11 protein-coding genes are annotated in these 15,205 nt (G+C 35.0%); 5 read left to right on the top strand and 6 right to left on the bottom strand.

Features of this window, described 5'->3' with window-relative positions:
- Positions 1–104: 104 nt before the first annotated feature.
- The 3 genes from OO013_RS06930 to OO013_RS06920 all read left to right on the top strand — a co-directional run bounded on the left by OO013_RS06930 (position 105) and on the right by OO013_RS06920 (position 5,287).
- Complete coding sequence (locus OO013_RS06930; protein WP_266055976.1) at positions 105–680, top strand: hypothetical protein; 576 nt, start codon at positions 105–107, stop codon at positions 678–680.
- A gap of 140 nt (positions 681–820) precedes the next feature.
- Entirely contained in the window at positions 821–1,822 is a 1,002-nt protein-coding gene (locus tag OO013_RS06925) for an amidohydrolase family protein (protein WP_266055975.1), read from the top strand.
- Positions 1,823–1,987: 165 nt separating this feature from the next.
- Positions 1,988–5,287, top strand: a complete 3,300-nt coding sequence (locus OO013_RS06920) for a VPS10 domain-containing protein (protein ID WP_266055974.1) — start codon at positions 1,988–1,990, stop codon at positions 5,285–5,287.
- 89 nt (positions 5,288–5,376) lie between these two features.
- On the opposite strand, the gene OO013_RS06915 is transcribed toward OO013_RS06920, so the two are convergent.
- Together OO013_RS06915 and OO013_RS06910 are read right to left on the bottom strand one after the other, a co-directional pair.
- Positions 5,377–6,384 (bottom strand): transporter, encoded by a 1,008-nt coding sequence (locus OO013_RS06915; protein WP_266055973.1) that lies wholly within the window; start codon positions 6,382–6,384, stop codon positions 5,377–5,379.
- A 39-nt stretch (positions 6,385–6,423) separates the two neighbouring features.
- Positions 6,424–6,822, bottom strand: a complete 399-nt coding sequence (locus OO013_RS06910) for a hypothetical protein (protein WP_266055972.1) — start codon at positions 6,820–6,822, stop codon at positions 6,424–6,426.
- A 227-nt stretch (positions 6,823–7,049) separates the two neighbouring features.
- Between OO013_RS06910 and OO013_RS06905 the strand changes: the two genes are divergently transcribed.
- The gene (locus tag OO013_RS06905) at positions 7,050–9,470 is read left to right on the top strand and encodes a T9SS type A sorting domain-containing protein (protein ID WP_266055971.1); all 2,421 of its coding nucleotides are present in this window, start codon (positions 7,050–7,052) and stop codon (positions 9,468–9,470) included.
- A gap of 104 nt (positions 9,471–9,574) precedes the next feature.
- On the opposite strand, the gene OO013_RS06900 is transcribed toward OO013_RS06905, so the two are convergent.
- A complete protein-coding gene (locus OO013_RS06900) occupies positions 9,575–9,709 on the bottom strand; it encodes a hypothetical protein (protein ID WP_266055970.1) in 135 nt (44 codons plus the stop codon).
- Positions 9,710–9,851: 142 nt separating this feature from the next.
- Between OO013_RS06900 and OO013_RS06895 the strand changes: the two genes are divergently transcribed.
- Entirely contained in the window at positions 9,852–12,251 is a 2,400-nt protein-coding gene (locus tag OO013_RS06895) for a choice-of-anchor tandem repeat GloVer-containing protein (protein WP_266055969.1), read from the top strand.
- Positions 12,252–12,355: 104 nt separating this feature from the next.
- Here OO013_RS06895 and OO013_RS06890 read toward each other — a convergent pair whose 3' ends face one another.
- The 3 genes from OO013_RS06890 to OO013_RS06880 all read right to left on the bottom strand — a co-directional run bounded on the left by OO013_RS06890 (position 12,356) and on the right by OO013_RS06880 (position 15,202).
- Positions 12,356–12,742 carry a DUF8785 domain-containing protein gene (locus OO013_RS06890; RefSeq protein WP_266055968.1) on the bottom strand — a complete coding sequence of 129 codons (387 nt, stop codon included), beginning with the start codon at positions 12,740–12,742 and terminating at the stop codon, positions 12,356–12,358.
- Positions 12,743–12,803: 61 nt separating this feature from the next.
- Entirely contained in the window at positions 12,804–14,102 is a 1,299-nt protein-coding gene (gene argH, locus OO013_RS06885) for an argininosuccinate lyase (RefSeq protein WP_266055967.1), read from the bottom strand.
- Entirely contained in the window at positions 14,102–15,202 is a 1,101-nt protein-coding gene (locus OO013_RS06880; RefSeq protein ID WP_266055966.1) for a M20 family metallo-hydrolase, read from the bottom strand. Before OO013_RS06880 ends, argH begins: the two co-directional genes overlap by 1 nt.
- Between the last annotated feature and the right edge of the window lie 3 nt (positions 15,203–15,205).

Below are 15,205 nucleotides of genomic sequence, written 5' to 3'. Positions count from 1 at the left end.
TGAAAACCAGTAACTTACGATTAAAAACAATTCGCCAGATGTAAGAAAAAAAGTTTTTTGGCACGGCGATTGTATTTACCCTAGTGAATCAAATTTTTAAAGCTATGAGAAAAGCAATACTTTTTATCGCGCTGGTTTTATTTGGATTCGCTTCAGAATTACAGGCCCAGCATTTTGTAACATCATTCGGAGTTTCTCATGAGTGGGGTGTTCCAGGAAGAGTCGCTCGTTCAATCACATATGACTTCAGAGGATACAATTGGATTCATACAAATAGATACAGAGATCATGGCCACATGTTTTTCACAGTGGTACTTCAGGGAAGACACGGATTTTTCGAGGTGACTTACGATGATTATGGTCATGTTGTGAGAGAAAGAAGATTACGATCAAACCCAATGCACGGGCATCATTGTAATAACCATTGTGGTTTTCATGAAAATTACTACAGAAGAGTGTACCAGCCACGATATGGAGCATGTTGCTCATCTCATAGAAAACAACATCCTGTTTTCAGAGAACATCCTGGCAGAGGTCACGGCAAACACAAGCATAAAAAACATAAAAAATATCGTGATCATTGTGATGACGATGATGATAACTACAGATATTCAAGAAGTAGGGGTGGTCGCTCAGGCGGACATGTCCGGGTTAGTGGCGGCGTCTACACCAGTTGGTAATATTTTTTCATAATTGCGGATTTTTTGGTTAGAACGAAGGAGGGTTTTCATGGAGCCCTCCTTTCTTTTTGTATGAAAACAACTAGTTGACTCTGGGTTAATTTTTCTTTAAATTGATATCAGAGTCAACTCCTTATACCATGAAAATCAACTTTAACTTAATCATCCCAGTAGTTTGTCTTTGTCTTATATATAGCTGCACCCAAACTTCAGCAAACAAAAACACTGAAAAATTATCTGAGAAAGATATCAAGTCTTATTCTGGCCCCATCATCGACATGCATATGCATGCCTATGCTAAACCGAACCCCTTATTTGGTGAAGTAATCAACCCTACAACTGGTGATAAATATATTGGTTCAAAAGATATTCCGAGCCACGAGAAAGAAACTGCCGATATAATGAAAAAGCATAAAATCGTAAAAGTTATGCTTTCATCTCCAACACATCAAACAGTTAAAAAATGGTCAAAAATGCATCCGGGAAAAGTAATTCAGGGTCAATTAATATCCGATCCAACTCAAATAAACCTGGATTCATTGAGGAAATGGCACGAAGCCGGGGAATTAGACGTGATTGGTGAAGTTGCTCCTAACTATGCTGGAATAAAACCTGATGATAAAAAAATAACCCCAATTTTTGATCTTGCTGAAGAATTAAATATCCCCGTTGCCTATCACATTTTACCTGGAGGACCTCCGGGCGGTGTTTATTTTGCATATCCGGAAACCAGGGCATCTCATGCAAGGCCTCTTTTAATCGAAGAACATCTGGTCTCCCACCCAAAAGTCCCTGTCTATATAATGCATGCAGGATGGCCTTTTGCAGATGAAATGAAAGCTCTTATGTACGCTCATCCACAAGTTTACGTTGATTTAGGTGTAATTTCTTGGGTTTTAGAAGAATCAGAATTTCACTCATATCTCAAAGAACTAGTCGACGCCGGATTTGGTAAAAGAATTATGTTTGGAAGTGATCAGATGGCTTTTACCAGTATGATTGAAAAAGCTATTAACAACGTTAACAGTGCTGATTTTCTAACTATAGATCAAAAAGAAGATATCTTCTACAACAACGCAGCCAGATTTCTTAATCTTTCAGAAGAAACAATCAAAGAACATAAGCAAACGGCATCTAAATAAAGGATCCATCAAAATCCAAGAATTATAGAGAGAGATCATAATACGATCTCTCTTTTTTTAAACATTTAATTTCTACATGGCTGTTCATTAATTCTAGTAATCTTTTATTTTGATTAGAAGAAACTGAGTGCTATTTTCAGTATACACCTTTACCTAATACTCACTATGATCAACAATAAAATAACCACCATCATGGTAATTACTCTGATGGTCTTTTCATTATCGTTAGTTAACGGTCAACGAAGAAAAAAAGACAATTCAAATTCAACTTCGAGTACTAAACTTACGGACTCCACTTTCTCGGGGATTAAGTTTCGAAATATCGGCCCGGCATTTATGTCGGGTAGAATAGCAGATATAGCGATTCATCCTGAAGATGAAAGTACCTGGATAGTCGGTGTAGGTTCCGGAGGAGTATGGAAAACCACTAATGCTGGAACCACCTGGAAACCTGTTTTTGATGATCAATCTTCATATTCCATTGGCTGTGTAACCATTGACCCTGCCAATCCCAATACTATCTGGGTTGGCACAGGGGAAAACATCGGCGGAAGACATGCCGGATATGGCGATGGTATTTATAAAAGTTCAGATGGAGGTGAGTCCTGGCAAAATATGGGGCTGAAAAATTCTGAGCACATTTCTAAAATAATTATCCATCCGGAAAATTCAGATATTATCTGGGTTGCTGCTCAAGGTCCTTTATGGAGTAAAGGGGGTGAACGCGGATTATACAAATCTACTGATGGAGGAAAGACCTGGAATAAAACACTTGGTGGAAGCGAATGGACAGGTGTTACGGACATATTGATCGATCCAAGAAATCCCGACCTATTGTATGCAGCCACATGGGACAGACACCGAACAGTTGCTGCCTACATGGGAGGCGGACCGGGTACGGGAATACATAAAAGTACTGATGGAGGTGAAACCTGGAAAGAACTCACTAAAGGGCTTCCTGAAGAAAACATGGGTAAAATAGGACTGGCTATGTCGTACGAAAATCCGGATATTATCTATGCGGCAATAGAACTCAAGCGGCGAACAGGCGGCGTTTATATGTCTTCTGACCGTGGGGAAACCTGGGATAAACAATCAGATGCTGTTGCAGGAGCAACTGGACCTCATTACTATCAGGAGTTGTATACTTCTCCTCACCAACCCGGACGACTTTACCTTGTGGATGCCTGGATGCAATATTCTACCGACCATGGTAAAACATTCAAAAGGTTTAACAACAAGCATAAGCACAGTGATAATCACGCCATCGCCTTTAAAAAAGATGACCCGAATTACCTTCTTGTGGGTACAGACGGAGGTCTATACGAATCATTTGACTTAGGTGAAAACTGGCGATTTGTCAAAAACCTTCCGGTAACACAGTTTTATAAAGTAGCTGTCGATGATGCAGAACCATTTTATACTATTTATGGAGGAACCCAGGACAACAGTACTCAGGGAGGGCCTTCGAGAACAGATAATTACCATGGAATCCAAAACTCAGACTGGAAAGTTGTATTAAACTGGGATGGTCACCAACCGGCAACAGAGCCTGGTAATCCGGATATCATTTACGCCGAAAGACAGGAAGGAAATCTTTCAAGGGTAGACATGATCACCGGTGAAGCAACAGATATTCAACCACAACCGGGTGAAGATGAACCTCATGAACGATTTAACTGGGATGCCCCTATTCTGGTCAGCACCCATAATCCAACAACAATCTTTTTTGGTTCGTACCGCGTTTGGAAATCTGATAACAGAGGAGATTCATGGACTGCTATTTCAGGTGACCTAACCAGAAACCAAAATCGGATTGAACTTCCAATAATGGGTAAAAAACAAAGCTGGGACAATTCCTGGGACTTCCTGGCAATGTCCAATTACAACACCATCACTTCCCTTGCAGAATCCCCGGTAACCAAAGGAGTGATCTATGCCGGTACTGATGATGGATTGATCCAGGTAACGGAAGATGGTGGCGATAACTGGAGGAAAATAGAAGTTGGTTCAATTCCTGGAGTACCTTCAACTGCCTTTGTAAATGATATTAAAGCTGATCTATATGATGAGAACACTGTTTATGTAGCATTGGATAACCATAAATATGGCGATTTCACTCCTTACTTAGTTAAAAGTACTGATAAAGGCAGATCATGGACTTCAATAAGCGGAAACATTCCTGCCAACACCTTAGTCTGGAGAATGGTACAGGACCACGAAGACAAAAACTTATTATTTGCCGCAACTGAATTTGGTATTTATTTCACTGTTGATGGCGGATCAAATTGGGTGAAATTTGAAAGCCTCCCGACAATCTCTTTCAGGGATTTGGCTATACAGCGAAGAGAAAACGACCTTATTGGAGCATCATTTGGTAGAGGATTCTTTGTTTTAGATGATTACACAATGCTAAGGGATGTCTCTCAAAGCAAACTGGAACAAGAAGCAGTTTTATTTCCAACCAGAAAAGCCTGGTGGTATGTACCAAGATCAGAACTGGGTTTTAACGAAGAAAAAGGATCAATGGGTGCCGCTCATTACACTGCCCCAAACCCAGATTTTGGAGCAGTATTCACATATTATTTAAAAGACGAATACAAAACAAAAGAAGAAAAAAGACAGGATGCCGAGAAAAAACTAACCAAATCCGGCCAGAACATACCATTCGCAGGATATGAAGGAATGGCTATGGAAGAAACGATGCCTGATCCAAAAGTATGGCTTACTGTAAAAGATATGAACGGGAATGTAATCAAGCGCATCCCTGGAAGTACTGATAAAGGCTTCCATCGAGTTGCCTGGGACCTGCGTTATCCGGCACCGGAATCAATCACTCTTGAAAAGCCTGAAGAACCTGAAAATGAACTTGAGTTCGATGGCCTTCTGGCTCCTCCGGGAAAATACACAGTTACTTTGTCGAAAGTCGTTGATGGAGAAGCAACCACATTATCTGAACCTGTAGAATTTGAAGTGGTCGAGTTACGAGATGGGGCTCTAGAAGGAGCAAGCAACGAAGAGCTGTCTCAATTCTTAAGAAAATATGAAGAGAAAGTAAAAAGAACAACAGCGATTCAATTAAAGTTGAGTGCACTAAACAAACAGGTTAAAGCTATAGAGAGAGCTATTGCTAAGTCGCAGACTGATCCTGGCGCCTTTGATAAGCAATACCAGGAATTATTAACTGAACTAAATGAGCTCAATACAATGGTTCAAGGTAATCCTGCAAAACTTCAGGTCGGTGAAAAAACCAAACCAACTATTGGCGACCGTATGTTTGCTCTTTATAAAGGAGTGAGTCATTCGACTTACGGCCCTACTGAAACCCATAAGCAAACAATGGAATTTATTGAAAGTGATCTTGCAGAAATAGAACAGGAAATTAATAGCGTTAATTCAGCCGTTGAAAACCTGGCAAACCAACTAACCGAATCTGGTGCTCCTTACATTGAGGGGATTGAGTAAATAGATCTTTATAAAAATTAAAAAGCGGTCATTTAAGTGTAAATGACCGCCTTTTTTTAATAAAAATGGGTTAATAATTCTGTATGTTACTATAATGAATATTGGATACCAACGACTATTTTCTGACCCATTACCATTTGTATACCGTTCACATGTTGATATAACGGGATTATATATTCAGCACCAATACGTATATTTTTAAGATCCCCGGAACTAACATAATAATTTAATCCGATTCCGGTCATTACCTGATCCTTGCCTGAGTTTTCAACATCAAACATAGGCATCATTACCGGGTTCATTTCATCATCTGCACCACTAATGCTTTGTGTGTTTAAATAGGATAGCCGAACGGAAGAACTAAAAGACTGTGAAATACGATAGGCAAACCAACCAGTCATTTTCAGCTCATTACCTAATCGGTAATCACGACTATTATCATATAATCTCGCAGTATAACTTGACTGACCACCCCAGGAAAGGTCTTTTTGCTGACCCAAATAAGTAAATCCAATCACTGGATCAGTAGTTCCACTTCCAATTTGCATTGGATAAGCTAATAAAGACTGCTCAGCCATTGGAGTATCGTCGCGTTGTTCTATAGATGCTAATGGTAAACTCACTCCTAAGTTTGCATGAATATGCTGCTTGTTGTTATCCATAACACGAAATATAAAATTAACTTTTGGATCGATAAAACCAGTTGAAGCAACATTGATTTGCTGTCCCATCCGGTTGACCATCTCCCCTTCTTTACTAATGTATCCACCCATTAATGTTACAGTAACAAAATCTGACGGGGCATACATTACACCAAAAGTATGCATATTTGCATTTGAAGAAATCGGAGAAACCATATAATCCTCGAGTACTTCTTCAGAACTAATTGACTCACTATCTTGATTTAACTGATCCATTTCCATGATACCGAACCGATAGCCAAACATCAATTCACCTTTTTTGTGCATGTGATCTCCCATTACACCAATTGGAGCATGACCATCAGGCCTGTTTGATGACCAAAGTTCTGTTTGTGCTGAAATAAATAAAGGCAATAGAAATACACTCCCTGTTAAAAGGAATTTAATGAAATTCATTTTTCAATTTTTTAGATTAATAATAAGTTAAAATGCTGATCAACTTATTATTGTATTAGGCGGGGGAGTCTCCTTCTGAATAAAGGGTGGAGAGTAAATAATATTTTTAAATATCAAATGATTTCTGCTTACCAATTGAAAAATGCTTTCCTCAGTCCTTGGCTCCTTAATAATAGAAAAAGGAAATTTTTCCAGTTCTAATTTTGTCGGCCCACTCTCATCCTGATTATGCTGTTCTGGACCTCCACTCAGTTCAATTTTTAATTGAGTTTGAAGATAGCAATAACCATGACACATCGTAATTTCTAAAAATCTGTCCTGACAATAGTTTTCAGCAATATATTCCTTATTAGCCCAGTATTCCACTAAAGGAAATACAGGTCGCACAAGAGCCACCAGGTATAGAAATAAGAAGCTTACTGAAAGTATCCTTACCAAAACACACAAAATTTGGGCAAAGATAATTTGTGAGGATTAAAATCAAATGGACTTTAGTCACAAAACTTTAACTTATCACAATTAACATTCAAAAGCTTTTTCTTTTATTATACTTATTCAGAATAGAAAATTTTTATCTTTGTAAAGATTATATAATCGTCTGCAGCCTATTTTTTTACAGACTTTATCATTTTCTATTTTTGTAAGTATTGATATTTTTTAATTCTATGAAAAGAGCCTTAATAATAAATTTAATATTAGTTGTTTTATCTTCTATTACAAATACTTCTATTGCTCAACAACAAACTCTATGGGGTGTAAATTCATCTGGAGGGCAATATAGAAGTGGTTCAATATTTAAAATATCCCCAGATGAAGGGCACCAAATAGTTTATGAATTTTATGATGAATTGAGGAACGTCTCCTTATCACCAATATTACTTAAAGGCAGTGATAATAAATTTTATAGTAAAAAATATACATATGGGGGAAAATATGGACATGGCTTTATTTATGAATTCGATTTAAAAACAAAAGAATTGAAGAAAATTTCAGATATAAAAAATATTGCCAAAGATTATAATGACCAAATTATAGGTCCATACAACAATAAGTTATGGGGTTATAAACGAAGCGATAGTTGTTATTTATATTCCTTCAACATTGAAAATGGTGAAAATTTAATAGAGTTCACACTACCAAATAATCTTTATAATGTCCAAATTTCATATAGTAACGAGAAAATAATTTTGACAAGCTTTAAGTATATTTATAGTTACAACATAAAAACCAAGTCCGTTAGACAATATGAAACTGAATTTTCATTTAAGGGAAAACCAACACAATTAAATGACTCTACCCTGGTTTTATATGGTACTAATTTAAATTTCAGTGGAACAATTTCAATTTTAAAATTAAATACAAATTCATTTGTAACCACTGAGATTTTCAGATTCCAAAACAATAATATTGATCTAAAGTTCAAACCAACAGTAAACAAAAACAACACATTAATAGGATTATTGACTCATAAATTGGGATTATTCACTTTAAATTTAGAAACTAAAGAATACAATGTTCACAATTCAACAGATTCCACTTTAAACTACACTATGCGTCAGTTTTCAACATTGGATAGTGTTAACTATTTCTTTACTACTGATTATTTGGACGGAAGTATATATAAGTTTAATTCAAATACTGGCGTAATTAATAGGTTACATGAGTTCAATCAAGATTCTACAAATATATACCGTCCAAAATCACCACTAGTACCAACTAATAGAAACAGTTTTATTGGTAATGCAATATCTCGTGTTAATAGATTAAGTCCTGAAGCTGTCTTTTATGAATTAGATACCACTTCCAACGAAATATCGATTCTAAATATTTCAAACAATATACCTGAATTAGGATCAAGCCCCACTTATCTTTATAGTAATCAATTTAATAATTTAGTTATCAAAACAAATACCGGTGGTAAATACAATCTAGGCACTCTCTTAGAATATGATCCAACACTAAATTCAATTACTAAAATTCACGATTTTGAAATTAATCCAAATTTTGATTCTTATTCAAATGAATTATTTTTTACTGCATATGCCCTCACATACGAGTATGACGCCAAATACAGCGATCTTTTTCTTCACAATATAAATTCAAAAGAACTAGACACCGTAACATTACCAGACTCATTGAATAATTTTAATTTCATTAAAATACAAAAGGAGTTAGATAACAATATTTATGCTTTTGGATATAATAGCATTTACCAATTAGGTCTTCGTAAAACCTATTATTATCTAAAAATTGATACAGAATCAAAAAAGGGATTAATCATCTCCAAAATATCTACCAAAGATCAGAATTTGATTTTAAATCATATAGTTGGATTAACTCTGAGTAAAAACAATATTCTATATTTTAGCACAACATACCAAAAATTATCTGGAGATTATAGAAATATGATTTTTAGCTATGATCTAAATAAAAATTTATTAAATACTGAACTTGACTTCAAGATTGAAAATACTAATTGGACAAGACCTGAAAAGCTACTAATTGCAAATGATGGAAATTTATACGGAATAGTTCGAAAGTCAAATACTTATAATAGAATATATGCTTTATTTCGATATAACGTCAATTCGAAAAAATTTGAAATATTAGTCGAACATGAAGTTATTTTAGGTTACAGACCTAATTTAATAAATATTGGTAATGAAATTTATCTTCTTTTTTATGGTAGCCCGTTCAAATCTGAAAACTCAACTCAAGAACATGGATTAATATACAAGTACGATTATGTGATAAACGAATTAGAGAAAATACATGAATTCAATTACGAAGAAGGTGGTGGATATTTATATTTAACGAAAATAGGAGAAAATATCCCCCAATCTCTTAATAACCAATTAAAAATTACACCAAACCCATCAAACGGAAAATTCACTATCCAATTCCTTAATGATTACAAGACCAAATATATTGAAATATTTAATCTAGATGGGATAAAGGTTTTTGAACAAAAATATCAAGACACTAATCCGATAAAATTAGATTTGATGTTAAAACCTGGGATCTATATAATAAAATTCACTTTGGATGATTCTGACACTGTAGTGCAGAAAATCATTATTCAATAAAAAATCATAGAAAATTATCACCTCTAAAATTGAAAGGGATAAGCAAAAAATGATAAAGGCTATTTGAATCACAAATAGCCTTTTTTACTTTGGCTTTTTTTATATCATTTACTCACCGGCTCTACCTCATAAACGAAGTATTTGGTATCTCCCTGCCAGAAAAAGCGAACGTATTTTTCTTTGTAATGAAGTTTTACCCGCTGACCCTGGTCTATTGGATCATTTAAGTTCTCCCTCACTTCTTTATCACTTCTGTGAAATGAAAAATACTATTGATTATATTTTCATATATTTGCAAAAAACACCAGCATTCATAGTTATTCTTTTGAATTTATCAACTGAGAAAATCGGATTTTAATATAGTTAGGCATTTTTTGACTTATGAAAAGAACTATTCTGTTAAATATACTTTTTGTAATACTTTCCTCATTTATAAATACTACAATAGCGCAACAGCAAGAATCCTTTTGGGGTGTATCGGCATCAGGCGGCGAATATGAATATGGAAATCTATATCGATATACCAATAATGGTGGTTTTGAGGTTATTCATAATTTTTATGATGAACTCAGAAGTTTAAACATACCCGAATTCCCTTATGTTCTTCAAACATCTGATAATAAATTCTATGGAATAATAAATCATGGAGGCAAGTATGGTAGAGGCTTTGTTTATGAATTTGATTACCCTTCAAAAACCCTCAGAAAAGTAGCAGATGTCAATGAGTTGATCGATAACTCATCAATTTTAAATAGACTTATTGGACCAATTGATAATAAAATCTGGGGAAAAAATAATTCCACTAATTATTTATACAGCATTAACATTGAAACCGGAGAAATCAGGAATGAATTAGCTTTAGATGATAATCATAGTGCCAAATACATAGACCACTCTTTAAAAAATGATACGATCTTCATCTTCAATTCAAATAAAATAATGAAACTAGATCCTTATACCGGGGATTCTACAACAACTTTTTTTGAGCACCATATTTTTGGACAACCAACAAGAATTGATGATAGCACCTATATTGGATATGGTCTCATTGCTCCTAACAATGGTGATATACACTTAATTAAGTTCAATATTAATTCTGGCAAATCATCAGTATTATTGAATGTTTCTGATCATACAGTCGATAATAGAATAGACTTAAAACTTACTAAGGATAATTATTTATTAGGCATCTTATTTCACCATAAAGATAATAGTCCCAACGGTGCCTTTTTCAAATATAATTTAGAAAATAATTCAATTGAAATTTTTCAAACATCTGAATATTTTTCTCACTTTTTAAATCCTATTCAAACTCTTGATAGCATTAGTTATTATTTTGTTAGTGATTTAAGTAGAGGAAGATTCTTTAAGTTAAATACGAGAACTAATGAAATTATTTTGGATAAAGAATTGAATGACTCCATTGGTTTTTTTAACCCAAGATCTGCAGTATTTCCAGTTGGAAATAATAAACTCGTTGGGATTTCAGCTATTAAAAAATCAAGAAAGATTTCTACCAATTTTTTTGAATACAATATAGAAACTAAAGAACTTTCAGCTATAAATTATTCAAATCCAGCTCCAATTCTTGGGTCTAAACCGGGATATATTTCAAAAAGAAATGATGGAAAGTTAATAATAGCAACAAATACTGGCGGGCAACACGATAATGGCACATTACTCGAATATGATACTCTAACAGGAGATTTAAATAAATTATTTGATTTCCTAAAGCCGATTTCCCAACCTAAATATCTTAATAAGAATCTTTATTTCTTTTCTCAGGCACACAATTATCTCTATAAATTAAACACAGAAACAAGTAAAACAGATTCATTAACTTTAGAAATTCCAGAAAAATATAATAGCGTAATAAACTTATCTTCTGAAAACAACATTCTATATGGTTATAATATTTCAAAAGATATTATCCAAGAGCCAATTTCTGTAAATTTTTATAAGTTAGACACAATTAATAATACATTCCCAAGAATTGACAGATTGCATATTAAAACTACCACAGACTTACTAGATATAGTTTTTGGTAAAAATGAAGAAGTCTATTTAAGTTTATCAGTAGTTGATAAGTGCCCTGATTATTGTAAAACAAGCTTACTTTTAAGATATGATATCGCAAGTACTAAAATCGATACCTTATTGAATTCAAGAAAGCCTGGTATCAATCATTATTCATTTGATCATTTATTAGCTGCAAATGATGGCAATTTATATGGGATTGCAAATGTGTCTGGAAATAACGCTATTGATGATCACATATTTAAATTTGACATAAGCTCAAAGACAATTGAAACAGTCATTGGAGGAGAAGAAAATTTAAGTATTAACAATCGTATTTATGCCAATGGAAACTTCATTTATTGTGTCTCACCCCCATTATTTGAAAATTTTGGTTTAATATATAATTATAATATAATTTCAAATCAATCCAATCTTTTATACAAATTCAACTATGAAGATGGCACTGGATTGTCCTATTTAACAGGATTTGAACCAAAAATTATTTTGGAGGAAAATGAAGAAAATAAAAACATAAAATTACACCCAAATCCATCAACCGGAAAATTCACTATCCAATTCCTTAATGATTACAAGACCAAATATATTGAAATATTTAATCTAGATGGGATAAAGGTTTTTGAACAAAAATATCAAGACACTAATCCGATAAAATTAGATTTGATGTTAAAACCTGGGATCTATATAATAAAATTCACTTTGGATGATTCTGACACTGTAGTGCAGAAAATCATTATTCAATAAAAAATCATAAGGGATAATTACCTCTAAAATTGAAAGGGATAAGCAAAAAATGATAAAGGCTATTTGAATCACAAATAGCCTTTTTTATATTCTCAACTTAAAAATCACTTACTCACCGGCTCTACCTCATAAACGAAGTATTTGGTATCTCCCTGCCAGAAAAAGCGTACATATTTTTCTTTGTAATGAAGTTTTACCCGCTGACCCTGGTCTATTGCATCATTTAAGTTCTCCCTCACTTCTCTATCACTACCGTGTATAGAAAACTCCCAGGTTGTCGGCATTACTCCCTCGGATGAACTGGTTAAACCTCCAATATTCATCTCCCCTTCCCAGGTTTTGATCACCATACCTTTCTTACTAAGCTTTATGGGTGTTCCTACCCGATAACCCTTGCTATAGCTGGCATAATTCAAAAATAAAAACACTGCGAGTCCACCAACGATTATAATTCCAATTGTCCAACGTAAAATCTTCTTAAATTTCTCCATATAAATCAATAAGCTTTATCACTGATAAATTGTTTCAATAATTTAAGGAGAATATTCTTAATTAATCGCCTGTTGTTGTGATTTTCTTCCTGATCTCATCAAATCCGGGATTACCAATACTCCCAATATGGGTGTATTTTTGCTCTCCGGGTTTAATTTGAAATTCACCGGATTCAACCTGTTGACCAACGATCTTATATGCCTCTCTGAATGGTTTTCCCTTCATTACTTCTGCATTGACAGCCTCCACAGTATACATTAACTTATACTTTTCCTCATCCGTATCCGGTCCATGAAGTTTCATTTGAGACACAGCAAATTCAAGAATATCCAATATAGAGACCATATCATTAATAGCAGGAAAAAGTAATTCTTTCAATAATTGATACTCACGATGGTAACCCCCCGGAAGATTATTCGTCAAAGAAGTAACCTGAAAGGGGACTCCCTGAAGGAGATTACATTTCCCTCGGATCAATTCAAAAACATCAGGATTCTTCTTGTGTGGCATGATACTGCTGCCCGTAGTCAACTCATCGGGTAAAGAAATAAACCCGAAATTCTGGCTGTTATAAAGACAAACATCCATAGAAAATCTACCCAGTGTCTGTGCTATTGATGCAATTGTATTGGTAATCGTTTTTTCCAGCTTACCCCGGTTTAACTGTGCTGCAAAACTATTGACTTTCATCTGGGTAAAACCCATTTCTTTTGTCGTGATATCACGATCTATTGGAAATGAAGAACCATAGCCTGCAGCTGAGCCTAATGGATTTTGATCGGCTACTTTCAGTGCTGCCTGCAACATGATCAGATCATCAGCCAATGCTTCGGCATACGCCGAAAACCACATTCCTCCCGATGATGGCATCGCTACCTGTAAATGAGTGTAGCCAGGTAAAATAACTTCATTATACTTTTCTCCCTGGTCAACAAGAAGCAAGGCAATATTTTCAACCTGGCTGATCAATCCATTGAGTGAATCTTTACAGAATAAATGGAGGTCAGTAAGCACCTGGTCATTTCTTGATCGGGCTGTATGAATTCTCTTCCCGGTATCTCCTAACCTTTCGGTAAGGACAGCTTCTATCCAGGAGTGAACATCCTCAAAACCTTCTGGAATTTCAAAATCTTCCAGAATGACAATCTGGTAAATATCTTCTAACTCTTTAATCAGGCTTTCACCTTCTTCCTTTTCAATCAATCCGGTTTGTGCCAGCATGGTGGCATGGGCTTTTGATCCGATGACATCATATTTAGCCAGGATTTTGTCAAATTCCAGATCGCGCCCAATAGTAAAAGCCTCTATCTTTTCAGACAGGGGCTTTCCTTTTGACCAAAGTTTATTTAAACTATTCATTAGTTATGATCAACCTGCTTGAGCAGGGTAATATAAGTTTCTATTCCGTGTTTGATCTCATCAAGTTTAATGTACTCATCTGCTGTATGGGATCTTTTTGAATCACCAGGACCCATTTTTATTGATGGACCATCGATCATTGCCTGATCTGACATTGTTGGCGAACCAAAAGTCACTATATCCAGTTCTTTTGCTGCCTTTACTATCGGATGGTCATCAGAAATACCTGATGGTCTAAGCCTGGTTGATGCTTTTCGTACTTCAGATTTAATATTTTTCTTCACCACTTCCATTACTTCTTCATTGGAAACAGTGTCCGTCGTTCTGATATCTACTGTGAAATCACAAGTATCCGGAACGACATTATGTTGAGTACCGGCATTAATAATAGTTACTGTCATTTTCACCGGTCCTACTTTTGGTGAATCATTACCAAATTCATAGGTCTTGAACCAGTTAATATCTTCCATTGCCTTGTAAATGGCATTATCACCAACATCTCTTGCTGCATGGCCTGAAACACCTTTTGCTGTACATTCCAGGACAATCAATCCCTTTTCAGCAGTAGCCATTTCCATTTGGGTTGGCTCTCCGACAATAGCATAATCAAATTTCGGTAACTCGGGTATTAAGTTATTCAATCCATGAGGGCCTGAGGTTTCTTCCTCTCCTGTTCCTGCAAAGATTAAATTAAACGGCACATCTTCTTCCTGAGAGAAATACAAAAAGGTAGCCAGCAAACTAACTAGCGGACCTCCGGCATCGTTACTTCCCAGTCCATAAAGAATTCCATCTTCCACGATTGGTGAAAACGGATCTTTAGTATACCCTTCATTTGGAAGTACTGTATCGTGGTGAGAATTTAATAAAATAGTTGGTTTACTCTCATCAAAATCCGGTGACGTAGCCCAAATATTATTATGCTGTCTGTTTGGTTTGAAACCATAACTTTCAAGCCAGTTTTTTAAAATTAATGCTGTTTCTGTTTCTTCACCTGAAAAACTTTGTTTAGAAATAAGGTTTTTTAAAGTTTCTATCGCTTCATTTTGAAGCTTTTCGAGTCTTTCCCTGTTAATTTCTATTTTTTCTTGAGTTATCATTTA

Origin of the sequence: Mangrovivirga halotolerans (assembly GCF_026241165.1) — a bacterium.
GTDB classification, from domain to species: domain Bacteria; phylum Bacteroidota; class Bacteroidia; order Cytophagales; family Cyclobacteriaceae; genus Mangrovivirga; species Mangrovivirga halotolerans.
Note: the sequence above shows the minus strand (reverse complement) of the source record. Positions and strands in the feature narration are given on the sequence as shown.